Genomic DNA, 17589 nt, shown 5'->3' on the forward strand with positions numbered 1-17589 from the left:
ATACTTGGCAGATTTAAAGGGTTGTAGATACGGTAGAACGCAAGGACTGAGCGATCGCCCATGCCTCAACAAAAACACCTTGGCAGTAGGAACAAATGATATGGAGCACTCGTCATTAAAAATTCTTGCGACAAAACCAAAAACTCTGTTCCACCGTCCTTTTTCTTTCCCTTCTATATTTCGGACAGGCCATTCTGAAAATTCTCTTCGATCGCTCCCAACTGTTCTAATACGGCTTTCTGGCCGTTGCTTAAACCTGTCACTCCCTGAATGTTCATGCCTTCATAGAGCCGCTCGGGACGCAAAATTTTCAGACATTCACCGGCTTCGATATCCCAAAAGCGAATGGTTTCGTCGTAACTTGCACTGATCAACGTAGAGCTTCGATTGGGATGGAACACCACTGAGGACACAACATTGCTATGTCCTTCCAGTTGCTTCACACATTGGCGTGTGGAGACATCCCAGATGTAGATGGTGCGATCGCACCCCACTGCCAGCAACTCTCCATCCGGGCTAAAGCTGACCGACATCGGCACGCCAGACAACTCGCTGAAGGTCGCCACGCAGTTCCCAGAACTGACCTCCCAAAGTTTCACGGTTCCGTCGTGTGCGCCGCTGGCAAGCAGTTCTCCTTGCGGATGAAACGTCAAGCACCAGGGATAAGCCGTATGACCCGACAATTCTCGCAACACGGTTTTAGAGGTATCATCCCACAATCGCACTAAGCCATCATCACTACCACTGGCAAAGATTTGCCCGTGCGGGTGGAATGCGATCGTCAATACACAAGTTGAGCCTTCTGGCAGCACAACCGTATGTACTGGATTTCCAGTTTTCATACACCAAAAGCGAATTGTCGAATCAACTCCACAACTGGCAACCAGGGGTTGGGTGGGATGAAAGATCACCCCAAAAATCCAGCTCTCATGGGCTTTGAAGGTGTGTAAACAATGCCCCTGAAAATCCCACAGTTTGACTAACCCCTCCAAACCACCCGTGACAATGCGCTCCGCCTCAGGATGAACCGCACTCGTCATAATCTTCATTCCATGGCCTGCAAATGACCGCAAGCATGTTCCAGTTGCGACTGACCAAAGCCGGAGTTGCGCATCATCACCACCGCTTACCAGTAAAGTGCCGATCGGATTTAAGGCAATGGTATGGTGACCCGATGGCTCGCCCTGCAACGTTCTCATACAGCGCCCCGATTCCACCTGCCAAATTTTTACCTGTGCGGACTCACCGCCGCTAATTAAGGTGTCTCCCTGCGGACTAAACGCCAGTGACCAAATCCCAGCTCGATGCCCTTGCAGCGTGCGGAGCAACTTCCCACTCGCGACATCCCACAGACGCACCGTCGAGTCATGGCAAGCACAAGCAAGGAGGCGATCGTCGGGGCTAAACCGCACTCGATTGACTTGTTGGATCTGAGTGCGATTGCTCGGTTCAAAGTCGGCTTGCAGTGTGTGCAGGCATTCTCCAGTTTTGCTATTCCAGAGTTTCACAGACCCATCCGAACTTGCACTGGCTAGATAATTACCTCTAGAGCTGAAACTTACGTCCCAGATTATGTTTTTATGTCCGACAAAGGTCACTAAACATTCTCCGGTTGCACAATCCCACAGTGCGATTGTGTGATCGCTACCACCTGTTGCCAGATGATGGGTTTGGGGATGAAATGCTAAACCTCGGACCGACCCTGGATGATTGAGCACCTTGAGTTGTTGCTTCGTCTGAAGGTGCCAAAGCCGAGCAGTCTGATCCTCGTGACCACTAGCGAGCCATTGTCCATCTGCACTGAGTGCCAAACGCCAAACTGGGCTATCTGTCTGCCATTGATGGAGGCATTGCCCAGTTGCTACATCCCATTGCGCGATCCGTTGGTCATGGCTTCCCGTAAAGAAGGTTTTGCCATCTGCTGTAAAGACAACCATCAACGTCCAGCCTTGATGGGCTGACCAAGAATTCACCCACTGCCCAGTTCTGAGATCGTAGAGAAACACCATCCCATTCAAGCCTGTCATCGCCACCAAAGTACCATCAGAGCTGACCGCTACGCCTAAAATGTCAGTGATAGATTCGGCAAACCGGGTGTGACTTAAGTGGGTATTCGACAGATTCACCTGATGCAGCGGCGTATCGGTTAAATCCGCCTGCCGTAGTGTCAAACCTGACAGATCGGCTCCGGTTAAATCCGCTTTCAGATGACTGAGGAGGTTCAACAGATTACCTGCTACATAATCGTCTGGTGGAGCGATCTCCCCTTGGGGACGCTGCACGGATGCTTGCTGACATTGACGGATCAGTTGCCGGAGATGATACTCGATCGCATCACCATTACCCAACTGTGTCATCAGCCGGCCCATCAACGGTTCTAAGATTAATTGTCTCTGGCTTTCACGAATGTAGTCTACCGCCTCCGCTTTGAGTAACGCGTGAGTTTTTAAGATCTGCAATGTTTGCTGCTCAATTTCATGTTGTGCAATGGTCAGGAGCTTCTCAGTCACGTATTCCATCACCACAGGCTGCTGGGTAAAGCACGATCCCTGTTGTTCGATCAAACACCGAAATCTCAAAGATTCTAAACTTTCCAGTAATTGATCTTTGCGGATAACCGGAACAATATCGGTTTGTAATTCGGCGATTCCAGTCCACTCTCGATGAATGGCTAACCAATACATAATGCTTTGCTCTAGAGCAGACAGGCGACTGAACTGCTGATCCAGCAACCGTCGAATTCCGTTAAAAACCAGCGTATCCTCTTGCAGGAAATCTTCAATATGGCTATCGAACAATTCTTGAATTGAGGTCGCAACAATTTTCAGCGCCAATGGGCTGTTACTATAATGCTCAGCTAATAAGTGTTTCTGTGCGGCTGTGCCGATTAATTGCTTGGCTTGAATAATGAACTGTGCTGCCTCTGGGGAACCGTCAAGTTTCATCGATCGCACTGCTGATTGCTCCCCCTCCAGGATGACAATCTCTGCAGGTTTCTCACGGCTCGTTAACACCAGGCAACTTTGATGTCTCGCTTCTGCAACAGCCTTCACTAATTCCCCGTAGGCTTCAAACCCACTGCGGAATTGTCCAACTTGCCTGGCATCCAATATCGTTTCTAAATTATCGAGAATGATTAAGCAACGAGAGTGCCTCAGGCAGTTGAGTAGTTGGCTCAATCCCAGTTTGGTTTCCTGTTGATTCGATAAGAACGGTACCAAATCACCCAGTAAGGTCTCAAGGGGTGGGGCGTTGCGGAGCGATCGCCAAATTACATGGGTAAACTGATCCTGAATTTCCTCAGCAAACTTGACCGACAAGGCACTTTTGCCAATACCACCCATGCCCAAAATGTTCACTAAGCGGCAACGGTCTTGCAAAATCCGCTGTTTCAGGGTGTCCAGTTCTGAGGTGCGCCCATAGAAGTGGGAAACATCCGGCGCTTCACCCCAATCAACACAGGGAACAGTCGTGAAAAAATCTACCCTATCTTCACTAACCTGTTTTCCAGCTTCTTGTGTTCTAGCTTGTTGGTTCTCTAGTTCTCTAGCGACTTCTCCAACTTCTTGGTTACCTTGCCGCCAGTAATGTTCTAGCGAAGCTCGGAAGTTAGTCTTGCTGACCTCTTCACCGAGTACATCAGAAAGTAGTTGCCAGAGTTTCGGTCCTGCATATCGTTTCAAGTAACTGGCAGCGTAGTTAGTACTCCTGGCAATTTCTTCATAGGTTTGCCCTTGCCATGAGCCACTTAAGATTGCAATTTCAACAGGACTAAGCCGTCGCCTAGTTTTTGCCACGACGATCGCATTGGCGACTTCAAATCCCTTCTCCACGTTCATCAATCGTGTACCTAGTTATACGTTGGCTCAACTAGAAATGTACCAAATTCTATCAGGTTGTTTTACCTCCGCAATCTTTCTATAACGTTTTTTCTGACGCAAAATTATGAACTTCTATCTATTGGCAATTTATGAATATTTTGACATCCAACTGCTTTATCAACATGAGGCGACCAATAACTGAACTTTCCAGAACTTCAGTTTTTTTAGAGGTTTTTTCTCACACTTTTAACGACCACTGTCAGAGTATAGCTTTGGGTGATTTTAGGTGATTTTCAGCCTCTTGAGAGTATCCCCCAGATGGGTGAGGAGGGCTGTGCGATCGGGTGAAGAATCAGTAATTTGCGAAGAAATCTTAGCCAAGCAAGAGATAGAGGAGCTTTTGTTAATGCTAACTCCAGACCTTTTCTGTAACGACATATATAAAATCACAAATTATAGTCATAAACATAGAGTTCAAAAAACACAACAAGGCATCAATAAAACTATGAAATGGATGAATTGCAAAAAGAGTTTCTGCTCTTAGGAGAGTATTTCTACAATTTATCATTCAAGTGTTTTAAAGCCTCCAAACATTACAGGCTTAAGTCTCAAAAAAAGCTTTTTCAAGTTTGGAAAATCCTATTTGCCAACGGGGCAACGAACCGTAGGCATGGGCTCTGCTGATTTGCCATGAACTGCCCAAAATAACCCATTTCTTCCGGAGAACTGTAATGCTTATTACTTATCACGATTCATCCTCTAAAACTCATTGGTTGGAACTGGTTCAACAGTTAGGGATGCAGTTTGCTGAACGATCCCAACACATGGATGAGAGCGATCGCTTCGTCTTTGAGAATTATGCTGACTTAAAAGCACATGGATTTGTGTCGCTGGGTGTGCCACAAGCATTCGGTGGTGCTGGATTAAACCATTCTGAGCTTTGCGAAGTCCTGTATAACCTGGGTCAACACTGCGGTTCAACGGCACTCGCGTTTGCCATGCACACTCATCAAGTAGCAACGGCTGCCTGGCGATGGGAACATCAAAACGCCCCTGTCGAAGGTTTACTCAGACGCGTTGCCAACGAGAACATCATTATCCTCAGTAGTGGGGGTTCGGATTGGCTGGAAGGTTCAGGGCAGGCTGAACGGGTAGAAGGTGGTTTTGTGATTAATGCCCGCAAGGTGTTTGCCAGTGGCGCACCAGTTGGCGATTTGCTGATGACCAGCGCGATTTACGATGATCCAGATGCAGGCGCAACCGTCTTACATTTTGCCGTTCCCATGTCTGCATCAGGAGTGGCGATCGAGTCAACCTGGAGAGCGCTAGGAATGCGCAGTACCGGTTCTCATGACATTATCCTCTCCAATGTATTTGTTGCGGATGCCAGCATTGCCGGTAAGCGTCCGCAAGGGAAATGGCATCCATTGTTTCATACCATCTCGATGATTGCCTTTCCGTTGGTTTACTCGGTGTATGTTGGCGTTGCTCAAGCAGCTCGCGATCGCACCCTTGAGCAGGTTAAAAAGCGCCCACAGGATAGTCATCTTACCTATTTGGTTGGTGGTTTAGAAAACGAACTCACCGCAGCTCATCTAGCACTCAATCACATCATCGCAGTTGCTGCCTCTAGCCAACCCGGATTGGAAACCACAAACCAGATTATGACGGGTCGAGCCTTGGTCGCTCGTGCTGTCCTAAACGTGGTAGACCTGGCCATGGAAGCAACAGGCGGCACTGCCTTCTACCGCTCCAAGGGCATTGAACAACTGTTCCGGGATGCCCAGGGTGCGCGCTATCATCCCTTGCGAGATGGAGAACAACGTCGTCTGAGCGGACAACTCGCTCTGAACTGGACGGTTGATCACGCTTAGTCACTCTTCACAAAGAGAAGCACCATGATTTCCAAAATTTATTCCGCAACACCTCATGTCATTGCAATAGATTCTTCAGCAGCACAATCCGTTGCACATATCGGAAGTGAACCCAGTAAGACAGAGTTATCCGCCCACTGAGAAGCCGTTGACAACAAGTTAGTTTGCCAATGGCGATCGCCTCATTAAACCGATCAAGAAACCAGACGCTTGTCTGGTAACGCTTTGCCTATTAACGCATTGTTGCATGAGAGAGATACGTTACGGCTACAAATTCAAGGTGTTTCCATAACCTCGATCGATACATTCACGGTTCATTGCAGCTCAGAAGTCTTCTCCGGGTTGCAAACCAAAACCATCCATCTAAACCCTATAAACCTCAACTACTTACTGAGAAGGAAAAAGTTCAATGGCCAAGAAGTACGGTACATACTACGACGATACCCTCTATGGAACAAATAGCAATGACTCCCTTTATGGAGGTGATGGTAACGATTCCTTAATTGGTTACTCTGGCCACGACTATCTTGAAGGCGGCTATGGTAACGACACCCTCTTTGGCGGCGATGGCAACGACGGGCTAGATGGGGGAGACGGCAACGATTATCTGAATGGAGGAGACGGCAACGATTTCTTCTATGGATGGGGTGGCAACGATTCCATTTTCGGTGGTTATGGGGACGATACCTTGTATGGGTGGACTGGCAACGACACCCTTGACGGCTATGCTGGCAACGACATCCTCTACGGCGAGTATGGAAGCGATTTCTTGTATGGCTCCTTCGGTCACGATACCCTTTTCGGCGGCGATGATCACGACATTCTCTATGGCGAATTTGGCCGTGATGTTCTCTTGAGTGAAGCTGGTAACGATTACCTTGATGGAGGGGACGATGACGATGTTCTTTACGCTGGAGGTGGCAGCGACTTCCTCCTTGGCGGAGCTGGCAACGATATGCTTGTGGGTTTCGATTACGGTGATGGTGGCATCGGTCAGTTTGACACCCTGGTGGGTGGTAGTGGAGCTGATCAGTTCTACTTAGGATCTGAATTCTATGGATACAACTATCTAGGTGATAGTTATGCGCTGATCGCTGACTTCAAGAACTACGAGGGAGATAAGCTGGTCATGAGAGGAAGCAACTTGTACACCGGGGGAGTTGCGAATTATGGCGTTGGAACATCTGCCCTAGACACCGGGATCTACCTGAATGGTGACCTGATTGCTGTTCTGCAAGATGTTTCCGGCAGTGGTTACATCATGAGCCAAGACACTCTCTGGTATTGAGCTGTGGGCAAGTCTGTTGAATTGATTTTTATCGTGTTAACTTGAGTACTTTTTCAAGTGCTGCGATCGCTCCTTAGATCCTCCCTACTGAAGTGCGATCGCGTTTCTTTTCCACAGTTCCTTCTGTCAATTCTCCAAGGAAACACAGACTTCAGTTACGAAATATTTGCTATTGAGCGTTTAATTCTATCAAATCACTGGAGACAATCATGAATCTAACATTACAACGCATCAGCGTAATCTCGCTTACGCTTGGTCTGAGCGTATCCTTCGTTAGCTGTAGCGAGACTAAAGTTGCACAGTGCAATAAAATGACCGCTGTTGCTAATCAAGCTGCCACACTTGGTCAAGAGTTTGGCCAAAAAGCGGAATCCAGTTCAGATCCCAGCCTCTTGATGGATATGGCTGGTCAGCTTGATCAACTGAGTAACGATATGCAAGCGATAACGTTGAGTGACGAGAAACTGCAAGGATTCCAAACTCGTTTTGTGGAACTTTATAAATCTGCTGATCAAGGACTGCGTGATGAGGCGGCCGCAATCGAGAAAAAAGACCTGCCAGCAATGAAACAAGCACTGAATACCATTCAGGCAGGTCAGAGCCAGGAAACAGCTCTCGTCAGCGAATTCAATAGCTACTGTTCCGGTAGTTCGCTCTAGCGTTTACACCCGCAGGGCTAAATATGGCTAGGCTCTGCAACCCCTGACACCGCAATTGACCACAAGGGCGACATTATCGCTCTTGTGGTTGACTCCTCTGCCTGATTCTAGGTTCGATCCTTGACACCCCACAACCCTAGTAAAACGGAAAGCTCTGATGCGTATCTTATTCTTGCACTCCAATTTCCCTGCCCAGTTTCGCCATCTAGCAACTGTTTTAGGCAAAGATCCACGCAATCAAGTTGTCTTTGCAACGAGCCGTCATGAAGGAAGAATTCCGGGTGTTCATAAAGTCATTTACCAAGAATCGCGTCCTGTGCATCCGCAGACTCATCATTATGTACGATCGCTGGAAAGTGCAGTACTACAGGGACAGGCAGCTTATCGAAGTTTACAACAATTAAAAGCAGCAGGCTTCATCCCTGATGTTGTGTATGCCCATTCCGGTTGGGGACCGGGACTCTTTATTAAAGATCTGTTTCCGCAAAGCAAACTCTGTTGCTATTTTGAATGGTTCTATCATGCTCATGGTAGCGATGCAGATTTTGATCCCGCCGATCCACTGGATGCCGATGCCGAAGCTCGAATTCGGATGAAAAACGCGCCGATTCTGATGGATCTCTACAGTTGCGATTACGGCCTATCGCCAACGTCCTGGCAACGGCAGCAGTTCCCAACAGAATTTCACAGCAAAATTACGGTGCGTCATGATGGCGTCGATACCGCATTCTTTCGGCCCAAAGCAGGTGCAAAGCTTAGGCTACCTACGATTGGCCTTGATCTTTCAACCGTTGATGAAGTGGTGACCTACTCCACACGTGGCATGGAGCCTTACCGGGGCTTTCCCCAATTTATGGAAGCAGTGGCATTAATTCAGGCACGTCGACCCAACTGCCATGTGGTGGTCGTCGGAGATGATCGGGTGGTTTACGGTAAGGCGTTGCCAGACGGTAAAACCTATAAGCAGTTGATGTTGGATAGCCTGGTTCTAGATCGCGATCGTCTTCATTTCACGGGCTCTCTTCCCTACAATCAGTACCTTCAAGTATTACAAGCTTCGTCTGCTCATATTTATCTCACCCGTCCGTTTGTGTTGTCCTGGTCCATGTTGGAAGCAATGGCAACAGGATGTTTAGTCATTGGTTCTAATACCGAGCCTGTTAGAGAAGTGATTATAGACGGCAGCAATGGATTATTGGTTGATTTCTTTTCACCCACTGCGATCGCTGACCGCGTCGATGAGGTGCTGGATCATCGGGCTCAATTCATCGATGTACGGGAGCAAGCAAGACAAACAATTTTGCACCATTACAACTTAGCCCAACTCTTGCCCCAACATCTGCAATGGTTGAGTAATACAGCTAACGTTTTTCAAGCGGCCTGAGGGGTTGTTAATTGTTAGTAGTCTACTAACCACTGATTATTAATCACTAATAGCTAACAACGAATGACAAATACCTTACTCGCTCCCATGAACACTCTCATTCTTAGCAAAACGACAAACGTTACTCCTTCTCAGCTCCAAAACATCACATCACTCATACCGTTGCCCGTTAGATACCAAATGCTTCCACAACTACAGCGCGAGATAATGATTGATCGAGCAATTGTGGAAGTTTCCTGTACTCCAGTAGAAGTCGTGATTACCCAGGAACATTTTTGCTCTCAGGATCTAGCCTGCAGTGACGATTGCTTCTATCTCAGCATTGCCTGTGCTGCTGGCACGGTTGATCCATCTTACGCGTTTCGCCGCTGCCAGATTGCCAAGCAGCCGCTGAATCAGCCGAGTCATAGAGACCTAGCAACAGCGGAGCACGTTAACTTTGACGTTAGAGAATGGCATGATCCTATGAACGATTCAACGCTGGAACTATTGATTACAGTTGGAATCATTATCGGTGTTGGAGGTTTGCTAGCACTGTTTTTCACCCTACTCTCGCGGCAACTGGAGACCACAGGACGGGAACGCATGCAAGCCCGCTTTCCCACACAACAAATCCTGCGATCAGAAATGACGGCGAATTTCTTTGGCTTAGAATCCCGGGGTCGGGGACAAATTCGCGGCAACGGCGTACTGGTTCTGACTCCGGAGGAACTGTGGTTCAGTCAATTTGCTCCACGGGGTAATATTAGTATTCCGCTGCCGCAGATCATGCAGGTGCGCCTAGTCAATGCCCATTTAGGGAAACGGATTCTGGGACGTAAACTCCTCTACGTGCGGTTTCAGACCCCCGAGGGAACGGACGCTGCTGCCTGGGTGGTGGAGGACGCTGAGGGCTGGCAAGCGGCGATTAGAGTTGCTCAGGCCTACTAAAACCTGGGTACCCAAAATTGCAGGAGCTAATTCAATTTATCTCAAAAAAGATAAAAAGAGAAGAATTGCAATAATGAAGAATTACAGAAAAGTCACGATTTGAGATACTCAGATCTGGCAGCTTCAACACGTAAACTCTATAACATTTTGTAGGTAAGCCACTTGCAGGCAGGATGACGCATTTATGGCTATCACAGGAGATCACTATATTGGTACATATGAAGGGCACAGCATCGAACTAGTGCGTAACAACTGGAACAAGACTCTCAAGTTATTGATAGATGGGAAAGAAGTGGCTAGCAAGTCGCGCATCCTTCCGCACGATATCACTCTTGAGGGCAGCCTTGAGCATGATGGCGTCCAGCACACCGTCACAGCGAAGGTCGTCGTGCACTTTCTTTCATCCGAGGACACCGTCGAGGTTGATGGAAACAAATTGCCGCTTACGAAGGCAAAATAGGTGTGTTGCTTCTCAGGGATTGTAAAAATTTTCCATTGCCCCGTTTTTTCCAGGGCATCCAGCACGATCGCAGTAGTGGTTGCCGGGTCGCGTCCCGTTATGCTGCCAAAATCAATGCAAACGGAAGTAGATCAGCTTCCAGAAAATTTATCAGACCGCTTAGAGGCACATAAGCTGGATCAGGAGTGAGAAACCAGTACCCGATAGCGTGGTGACGGCTACTCCAATTAGAAGATTTGGGTATAACGGTTGGATTATGGGGATTGAAGAGTCGAAAGATTTTTTCAGATTTAGGAATCATTTGGCCTTTTACCTCAACAGAAAGTTACCGACCTCGCTTTTCCTCGCTTTCTGCTTGCCGATCTCCTCGCTTTACCAGGGCTGACCCTCATTGAGTTCTAGCTTATGGTTGTAAATGTAATCCAAGCAACCAACAAAGACATGAGCAAAACGATCATCCAGTTGGACTCAAACCTACATTTACTTAATCATAGGAATCACAATCATGAAAAAGATGTACCAGACTAAAAAGCAACTCGATATCGCCATACATCTGCTCATACTGTCAACTATTGTGCTTGTGTATTAGCGATGTTTGATGCTTGGCAGGATTTAGCAGCAGAAGCAACTGGACATGATACAGAGTGGGGCTATCCTATCAGGATCGATTGCCTTGCTCAAGTGCTGCAAATTCCTGAGAGTACGCTAACCATTCTACTGACAAAATTGACGCAACCTGAATTGGAATGGTGTTCTAACAATACAGCAATCACGTTCCACTATCCTCTCAGTAAAGATAAGCAATTGGCTCATCAAGAATCATCCAGTGTTTATCTTTCTCATTCAACACCGTTAGATCCTTTTGAAGCTAGCGAGACGCAATTGATTGAAGCGAATCCGATCGCTGCATGATAAGCCTTTCAATCCTTGCAAATCGTGCTATAGCTCACTAATTCTATCTCAAGGCAATTCACAAGGAGTTCACTTATGCATTTTTCAGATTCTAAGCCAACACACCAAATTAATGCAGCGGCGAGTTCTGGAGCTGAGCTATTTTGAAGATTTAAGTCAGGCAGAAATTGCTCAATTTCTGGATGCTCCACTGGGCACTGTAAAAACTTGGACTCGCAAAGGTCTCTTGCAGTTGAGTCAGAACTTGCAATCCCTTCGCGACAATTTCTAGAAATTCGAATGGAATAAACACCAATTTTGCCCCAAGGAAAGATAATACTGCACAACATCGTCCATCTCAGCGTGGTTTTGCTCATAGCGATCGCTCCATCGTTGCAAGAGAACCTGAGTTTCGAAGTGCGCTCCTTCCGATAGAGACATTATCGTAAATCATAGAATGGCTGGGAGTTAGTGGGGAAGAGGCGATCGCCTTTCAACAAAAAGGCCAGAGGCGTACCCCTGGCTAGCGTGGTTTTTCTTTGAGTTTGTTAGTTGTCAGAACAGATGCCGGCGTCTGCGTGGTCGTCGATTAATCTGATGCACCCAGATGTCGCTCAAAACCCATATCGAGTTCCTGTTTGAGAAGGCTTTATAGCAACGTTCCCGGTCGGGGGCGATCGCCGCAGGTGGGCATGAATGCAGACTCCAGTCGAGGTTGTAGCGAGCCTTTCGGCCCTGGACGTTGCGCCATAGGATTAGTTGGCTACAGATACGACATTAGTTCTGGGATCTTCCCAGTTTTGGTGAAAATTGAGGCGATCGCCATGGCAAGTAGATAGCAACGGTATTGGCAGTTTAGTACAAGACATCAATAGCAGTGGATATAGTTCATTAACCCCAAATATGATGAGTAGTAGCAGCCCTAGGCCTTACACTAAACCCTGGAAATCCCATTTCTCGTTACGAAAAATAGGGCTTCCAGAATTTGATTTTAGAGAGGTGTAAAATTTGAGGCTATTGATTGTGTTGTGTCCAAAAGCGCTCACATCATGAAAGTAATTTCGTTGCTGAAAATTCCCTCAGGATAAATCAACTAATTCTTTGGCTAGTTCAAGCGATTCATCGCATAGAGAGCAATCATTTCTTGATTCCTTAATTGAACAGCTTCCGGAGAAATAAACAAGGTACTTTCAAGAAATGCTTTCATAGATTCATCCTGATTCTTATATAGCAAAACAAGCTAGTCAATTCCATCAATCATGCCTTTCTCTCCAGAGCAATCCAGTAAATTTCAGAAATTTTCTAATCCCATCATAAGTTCTCATAAGTTTTCTCATTGTTGTAATAATAGAAATTTTGTACGGGCGATTGATATGGAGCAATCGCAGATAAGACATGCTGTTTATTGCTTGATTTGAAGGGCCCAGTTTTTTCTGTCTATTTACAACTGCTTGGGGAATAGGCCCCTATTGGCATTGCTTATACCAATTCAATATGAAGCTGCATAGAAAGACCTTCCAAAATGAAATCGTAAGACGCAATAGATATCACCTGTTCGTAGGTGATTTGGTCAAATAACTCTTGGACGTACTCCCGTAATGCTTGTAAGGACGAGAAGCTTTGTTTTTGAGGTGGCTCTTGAAAGACTTCCAGAAGCGCTCAATTGGTGTTAAGGGCGAATTTCCACGGCTGCATATGCGGCGCTCAATCCGTGTCTTAGCAAGCACAGGCGAAAACCGTCCACGCCGGTGGGGCAGCAAGGTTCCTCTGCAATCTGTACGGCCAACAGCCGGCCTCAGAACCACCGTCTGGATTTATGGTCAGCCGATCACCGTCTACTATCAGTGCTTTGAATTGTTCTGGGACAGTCTTAACGTGGCTGTCTTGTTCGTTCCGGCCCAATTTCCGACAGCAAGCAGAACGGGCTTGAGAAAATGGCGAGCGTGTTAAATAGTCGGTGGAGATTTTAAAATCCTCTGTAGTCGGTGAACTTGGTCGTCATAAGCAGTGTGGAGCAACTAGATTTGATTGGAATCTCGATCGCAAATTCTGTTCCCTGCCCAGGAGCAGACTGACACTTGAGGTTTCCACCATGTTGTTCCACCACAATTTGGTAGCTGATCGATAGTCCTAAACCTGTTCCTTTACCAACAGGTTTTGTCGTAAAGAAGGGATCAAACAAGCGTTGTTTGACTTGCTCAGTCATTCCCAATCCGTTGTCTGTAATACGAATGGCGATCCACTCAGAGTTGAGTTGTTCTGTTTTAATGTGAATGCTTGGCAGGGGACAGCATAACTCAGAAGAAGATGTGGAAATGATAGTATCATCTTTCAATTTAAGCTGCTGATTAAAGTGAGTTCGTTCTTCTAAAGCATCGATCGCATTACTTAAAATATTCATAAATACCTGATTGAGTTGCCCTGCATAGCAGTCAACCAGAGGCAAGTCACCATAGGTTTTGCAAACCGTAATTGTGGGAAACGCAGACTGTGGACTAAGGCGATTTTGCAAAATCATCAACGTATTATCGATACCTTGATGAATATCTACAGGCTTTTTCTCTGCTTCATCTAGCCGAGAAAAGTTGCGTAGAGAAAGAACAATTTGACGAATGCGATCGGCACCCACTTGCATCGAGTTTAGCAACTTTGGTAAATCATTCAAGATAAAATGCAGATCAATCCCTGAAAGAGCTTCCTCAATTTCTTGAGTAGGCTGAGGAAAAGACTGTTGATATAACGTCAGCACGTATAGTAAATCTTGAGCATATTGACTTGCATAGCCGATATTCCCATAAATAAAATTGATTGGATTATTAATTTCGTGGGCAACTCCCGCCACTAACTGCCCCAAACTCGACATTTTTTCAGATTGTACCAGTTGCGCTTGAGCTTGTTTTAATTGCTGCAAGGCTTGTTGTAACTGTTGAGTTTGTTGGCGCAATTGCGCTTCTGATTGGCGCAATCCGGCTTCTGCTTGCTGGCGTTCCACAATTTCATGTCGCAGCAGGCGATTGGATTCTAGTAACTCAGCAGTTCGTTCCTGAACTCGTTGTTCCAGATCATCGTATGCTTTTTGCAAAGCGGCTTCAGCTTGTTTTCGTTCCGTAATGTCACGAGTTACCTTGGCAAACCCACGCAACTGTCCTTGCTTATCCTTCAATGCTGTGACAACAGCGTGTGCCCAAAACTGAGAACCGTCACGGCGTACCCGACAACTCTCGTCTTCAAATCGCCCAACGGTTGCTGCGACCTGCAATTCGTAAGCGGGTTTACCCGCACGTACATCTTCTGGCAGGTAAAATTGCGCTACAGATTGACCAATAATTTCTGCTTCAGTATAGCCATTGATTCGCTCGGCACCAGGATTCCAGCTAATCACGTTGCCATTAGGGTCGAGCATATAAATAGCGTAATCCTTAACGCTCTCAACTAGATAACGAAATCGTTCTTCACTTTCTCGCAGCGCATGTCGGGATTTTTCAAATTCGGTAATATCTCGAACAACAGCATAAATTGTTTGTTGTTCTGGGCAAAATTCAGCATTCCACAAAAAACACCTATAACTACCATCCCGGCAACGATAGTGATTCTCAAATATCAGGTGGCCAGAAGAGATGGATTGTGAACAAAGAATATATAGGTGATTGAGCGCTGATTTCTGATCATCGGGATGGATAAATTCTGTCCAGGAATGACCAAGTAACGCCGTTTTGGAAAAGCCCAAAACTTCTTCCCACTGATGATTAAGATATTGGAAATAACCATCGTGACTGATGACGCAAATCATATCCAGCGAAAGGCTCAAAAAGCGATCGCTCTCCAATTGAAACGGCTGGGCATGAGTGTTGCGACGATGAGGTTTTGGAGTAATCATTACCAAGACAGCGCACAGAGTGGACGGATCTCTCGAATGTCCCCTGACAAGGTATTAAGTGGATTTGCTGAGTATGATAGATGCTTAAGTATACTTTAATCTTTTTCGCTCATTTCTTTGAAAGTTGCTTATCAGAATTTATGTGCTATCTAATTGCGATTGATTATCTAATAGACTTAATCGGAAATAAGGAGGTGGATTAACGGAAAAGGGCTCGCTCTTTCCATCTCTCTTTCAATTAGGCAACGGCTAGTTGCCGTTGACTCAGTCGGAAGTTGTGGAGGCCACAAGCAGCCTCCATTACCGTATCGGTAAAGTGATCCGTTCGGGTCCTCAGCGGATGCACCACAATGTTGCACCGCTTGATGCCTCCAATGTGATGCTCTATTTGGACATGCTCCCGTGAGATCTCCTGATTGCGCTCTTTGTCTGCTTCGCTCAATTCGCCGTTGCGGGGTTTCTTCTTCGGTTGATGCGTCTTTACACCTTCGGGTTCATAGCCTTGAAAGCGGGTGTCTTTCCATAACTGGGTGCCTTCGGGAAAACGGTAATCCTCCTCATCACAAATCGCTTTGTCATGTTTCTTCCCTTCGTAGGTGTCACTCAGGTACAACACCTTGCCTTGACGCTGGCTGATGAGCAGATTCTTCACCGTAAAGGTTTTCTTTTTCCCACTGTAATGCTGCTTGCGCTCATCTTTGTCCTTGGGGCGAGGAATACGTCGTTCGGTGGCATCTATGATCAACTCCAAACCCACACATTCTTGGAGCACCCGCTCTAACCGCCAGGGACGACGCTCGGGCAGTTGTTGCTCATATCCCAAGGCCTGATTCAGAATCGGCGTGAGCTTATGCACCCAATCGTGCGCCTGAGGTTGCCCAATGCCAAACAGAAACCCTTGCACCTCCTGCGTGGGATACAGGCGAAAGTAAACCAGGATGAACAGCAACTTATCTCGGGTATCCTGCAATTGTGCCTTGCGTCCCCCACCATAGCGTCTGGCTCTGGGGATCTGAATGTGATGGTGCTCTAAGGAGGTTTCTGCATAAGAATTTACCCAGAATGTTGGTGCTGTGCCCGCGAAGCGGGCACAGCACCAACATTCTGGGGGTAATTTCATTACTGGAAATCTCCTAAATAGTCTTGCCATGCTCGCTCAAAGCTCACCCATAATTGCTCAAACTCGCTCACGCTCAGCCCAGTCAAGCTTTGCAGCACACGTGGTTTGTTTTGCACTTTGGGGTAGCTCAGCATCGTCCTTACCCTGTCCTTGTCCTCTGTACCTGGCTTTTAGCCTACACTATTTCCGATTAAGTCTATTATTAGGGCCAGGTTATTGGGCTGCTGGATGCGCTATGGTACTGACAATTATCCTCATGATTTTAATGGATGTGGTGCATCCACCTGCGGTTTCAACATCGCTGAGCTTTGCATTGCGAGTTGGGAATGAGAATAATTTAATTCTTTTTGGCCTCGCTGTCGGTATCACAGCAACTTTAGTTGTGCTGGAACGCATATCCTTGTGGATACTTGCTCAAAAGTCAAAACACTGGATAAATTCTCAAAAAGTGTTGGCTATTTCTTGTTCAAGTAATTGGATAAATCCGATCGCTATCTGAATAGGAACCCAGCCAAGAATACAAATCAGGGCAGCTTGACGTGTTTTAATATCTAACCCTTCGCGAGTAGCAACAATAGCGGCCAACAAACTCCAGGCTGCCAGGACTAACTCAATGGGACGACCTAAAAGCGGAATTAGGGTTAGGAAGTTGAAGACTTGTGGAGCATAGGCAAACCCTATAGGGCTCAACAGATCTCCGTAGGTTGGGTCAATGGGCTTCAGCCATTGGCCCACTTTTAGAATGACCAATGTCCACAAGTAATATCCTGAAATAATACTTAACCCGTCGATGAGTAGTGCCAGGAAGAAAGCCTGACCACTAGCTCGATTGATCAATAAAATAACCGAACTTCCTAGCATATGAGAGAGCGCTGCTAGCAGAACAATCGTCAAAGCAATGCGATGGTTTCTCGGTGTGTTGCGAGCATTGTCGTAGAGATTGGCTTTAAGGGCGATCGCATTCCAGAGAGTAGCCCATAAATGTTTCTGTAATGACTGCTTACTCACACGTGTATCCTTTCCTAATTTAGTGAGGTATGGGAGAGCAATAAGCGACTTTATCCCACATTTCTCTCCTATACCTTACTGAATTGAGACATGGAGAGTGATCAGGATTTTGTGTAAGCGGTCTAAAATCCCCTTAATTCAGGAGACCGCATCATGGCACGAAAGAAAAAAGAGACTAACCGCGTGGATGAGATGCTCGATGAGCTGTTGGCAGACTGTCAGACGCCAGAGGATATTCTGGGCGAATCGGGGTTACTCAAACAACTGAGCAAACGAC

At 46.7% G+C, this 17589-nt stretch carries 15 protein-coding genes and 2 pseudogenes; 10 read left to right on the plus strand and 7 right to left on the minus strand.

Translation table 11 applies throughout. The features are described 5' to 3' along the window. Positions 1 to 173: 173 nt before the first annotated feature. Positions 174 to 3839, minus strand: a complete 3666-nt coding sequence (locus NDI52_RS20955) for an NB-ARC domain-containing protein (protein ID WP_190771799.1) — start codon at positions 3837 to 3839, stop codon at positions 174 to 176. Positions 3840 to 4552: 713 nt separating this feature from the next. Between NDI52_RS20955 and NDI52_RS20960 the strand changes: the two genes are divergently transcribed. The 6 genes from NDI52_RS20960 (at position 4553) to NDI52_RS20985 (ending at position 10416) form a co-directional block, all read left to right on the plus strand. Further along, positions 4553 to 5695: an acyl-CoA dehydrogenase family protein gene (locus tag NDI52_RS20960; protein WP_190771798.1), complete on the plus strand. Its 1143-nt coding sequence runs from the start codon at positions 4553 to 4555 to the stop codon at positions 5693 to 5695. Positions 5696 to 6104: 409 nt separating this feature from the next. Beyond that, complete coding sequence (locus NDI52_RS20965; protein WP_190771797.1) at positions 6105 to 6983, plus strand: calcium-binding protein; 879 nt, start codon at positions 6105 to 6107, stop codon at positions 6981 to 6983. Between the two features lie 209 nt (positions 6984 to 7192). Beyond that, positions 7193 to 7642, plus strand: a complete 450-nt coding sequence (locus tag NDI52_RS20970) for a hypothetical protein (protein WP_190771796.1) — start codon at positions 7193 to 7195, stop codon at positions 7640 to 7642. A 157-nt stretch (positions 7643 to 7799) separates the two neighbouring features. After that, positions 7800 to 9026 carry a glycosyltransferase family 4 protein gene (locus NDI52_RS20975; RefSeq protein ID WP_190771795.1) on the plus strand — a complete coding sequence of 409 codons (1227 nt, stop codon included), beginning with the start codon at positions 7800 to 7802 and terminating at the stop codon, positions 9024 to 9026. 207 nt (positions 9027 to 9233) lie between these two features. After that, on the plus strand, positions 9234 to 9956 hold the full coding sequence (locus tag NDI52_RS20980; RefSeq protein ID WP_190771794.1) for a hypothetical protein: 723 nt from the start codon (positions 9234 to 9236) through the stop codon (positions 9954 to 9956). Positions 9957 to 10140: 184 nt separating this feature from the next. Then, the gene (locus NDI52_RS20985; RefSeq protein WP_190771793.1) at positions 10141 to 10416 is read left to right on the plus strand and encodes a hypothetical protein; all 276 of its coding nucleotides are present in this window, start codon (positions 10141 to 10143) and stop codon (positions 10414 to 10416) included. Positions 10417 to 10513: 97 nt separating this feature from the next. Here the strand turns inward: NDI52_RS20985 and NDI52_RS20990 are convergent, their stop codons facing one another. Next, positions 10514 to 10717 carry a hypothetical protein gene (locus NDI52_RS20990; protein WP_190771792.1) on the minus strand — a complete coding sequence of 68 codons (204 nt, stop codon included), beginning with the start codon at positions 10715 to 10717 and terminating at the stop codon, positions 10514 to 10516. A 290-nt stretch (positions 10718 to 11007) separates the two neighbouring features. Here NDI52_RS20990 and NDI52_RS20995 point away from each other — a divergent pair, with 290 nt between their 5' ends. Both NDI52_RS20995 and NDI52_RS21000 read left to right on the plus strand, forming a co-directional pair. Further along, on the plus strand, positions 11008 to 11328 hold the full coding sequence (locus NDI52_RS20995; protein ID WP_190771791.1) for a hypothetical protein: 321 nt from the start codon (positions 11008 to 11010) through the stop codon (positions 11326 to 11328). A gap of 112 nt (positions 11329 to 11440) precedes the next feature. Then, on the plus strand, positions 11441 to 11599 hold the full coding sequence (locus tag NDI52_RS21000) for a sigma factor-like helix-turn-helix DNA-binding protein (RefSeq protein ID WP_190771790.1): 159 nt from the start codon (positions 11441 to 11443) through the stop codon (positions 11597 to 11599). On the opposite strand, the gene NDI52_RS21005 is transcribed toward NDI52_RS21000, so the two are convergent. From NDI52_RS21005 to NDI52_RS21020, 4 genes are all read right to left on the minus strand, one after another. Further along, positions 11596 to 11748 (minus strand): hypothetical protein, encoded by a 153-nt coding sequence (locus NDI52_RS21005; protein WP_206758173.1) that lies wholly within the window; start codon positions 11746 to 11748, stop codon positions 11596 to 11598. The two genes, NDI52_RS21000 and NDI52_RS21005, sit on opposite strands and share 4 nt — an antisense overlap. A 1525-nt stretch (positions 11749 to 13273) precedes the next feature. Further along, positions 13274 to 15184, minus strand: a complete 1911-nt coding sequence (locus NDI52_RS21010; RefSeq protein ID WP_190771789.1) for a PAS domain S-box protein — start codon at positions 15182 to 15184, stop codon at positions 13274 to 13276. A 238-nt stretch (positions 15185 to 15422) separates the two neighbouring features. After that, entirely contained in the window at positions 15423 to 16304 is an 882-nt protein-coding gene (locus NDI52_RS21015) for a transposase family protein (protein ID WP_190771788.1), read from the minus strand. Then, on the minus strand, positions 16304 to 16438 hold the full coding sequence (locus NDI52_RS21020) for a hypothetical protein (protein WP_277874842.1): 135 nt from the start codon (positions 16436 to 16438) through the stop codon (positions 16304 to 16306). Before NDI52_RS21020 ends, NDI52_RS21015 begins: the two co-directional genes overlap by 1 nt. A 62-nt stretch (positions 16439 to 16500) precedes the next feature. Here NDI52_RS21020 and NDI52_RS21025 point away from each other — a divergent pair. Then, positions 16501 to 16803, plus strand: a pseudogene (locus NDI52_RS21025) (HPP family protein); the annotation flags it as partial. Here NDI52_RS21025 and NDI52_RS21030 read toward each other — a convergent pair. Next, the gene (locus tag NDI52_RS21030; protein WP_190771786.1) at positions 16746 to 17312 is read right to left on the minus strand and encodes a YIP1 family protein; all 567 of its coding nucleotides are present in this window, start codon (positions 17310 to 17312) and stop codon (positions 16746 to 16748) included. The pseudogene NDI52_RS21025 and the gene NDI52_RS21030 sit on opposite strands and share 58 nt — an antisense overlap. 153 nt (positions 17313 to 17465) lie before the next feature. Between NDI52_RS21030 and NDI52_RS21035 the strand changes: the two are divergent. Further along, positions 17466 to 17589 (plus strand): annotated as a pseudogene (locus NDI52_RS21035) (IS256 family transposase); the annotation flags it as partial.

It is taken from the genome of Leptolyngbya sp. PL-A3, from assembly GCF_039962325.1.
Lineage (GTDB): Bacteria > Cyanobacteriota > Cyanobacteriia > Elainellales > Elainellaceae > Vacuolonema.

Bases quoted from the DNA above. Each gene is read 5' to 3' on its own strand.
- NDI52_RS20965 (WP_190771797.1), top strand. From the start codon at position 6,105: ATGGCCAAGAAGTACGGTACATACTACGACGATACCCTCTATGGAACA.
- NDI52_RS20980 (WP_190771794.1), top strand. From the start codon at position 9,234: ATGATTGATCGAGCAATTGTGGAAGTTTCCTGTACTCCAGTAGAAGTC.
- NDI52_RS21010 (WP_190771789.1), bottom strand. From the start codon at position 15,184: ATGATTACTCCAAAACCTCATCGTCGCAACACTCATGCCCAGCCGTTT.
- NDI52_RS20955 (WP_190771799.1), bottom strand. From the start codon at position 3,839: ATGAACGTGGAGAAGGGATTTGAAGTCGCCAATGCGATCGTCGTGGCA.
- NDI52_RS20995 (WP_190771791.1), top strand. From the start codon at position 11,008: ATGTTTGATGCTTGGCAGGATTTAGCAGCAGAAGCAACTGGACATGAT.
- NDI52_RS21005 (WP_206758173.1), bottom strand. From the start codon at position 11,748: ATGTCTCTATCGGAAGGAGCGCACTTCGAAACTCAGGTTCTCTTGCAA.
- NDI52_RS21000 (WP_190771790.1), top strand. From the start codon at position 11,441: ATGCAGCGGCGAGTTCTGGAGCTGAGCTATTTTGAAGATTTAAGTCAG.
- NDI52_RS21020 (WP_277874842.1), bottom strand. From the start codon at position 16,438: ATGCTGAGCTACCCCAAAGTGCAAAACAAACCACGTGTGCTGCAAAGC.
- NDI52_RS20970 (WP_190771796.1), top strand. From the start codon at position 7,193: ATGAATCTAACATTACAACGCATCAGCGTAATCTCGCTTACGCTTGGT.
- NDI52_RS21015 (WP_190771788.1), bottom strand. From the start codon at position 16,304: ATGAAATTACCCCCAGAATGTTGGTGCTGTGCCCGCTTCGCGGGCACA.
- NDI52_RS20975 (WP_190771795.1), top strand. From the start codon at position 7,800: ATGCGTATCTTATTCTTGCACTCCAATTTCCCTGCCCAGTTTCGCCAT.
- NDI52_RS20990 (WP_190771792.1), bottom strand. From the start codon at position 10,717: ATGATTCCTAAATCTGAAAAAATCTTTCGACTCTTCAATCCCCATAAT.
- NDI52_RS20985 (WP_190771793.1), top strand. From the start codon at position 10,141: ATGGCTATCACAGGAGATCACTATATTGGTACATATGAAGGGCACAGC.
- NDI52_RS20960 (WP_190771798.1), top strand. From the start codon at position 4,553: ATGCTTATTACTTATCACGATTCATCCTCTAAAACTCATTGGTTGGAA.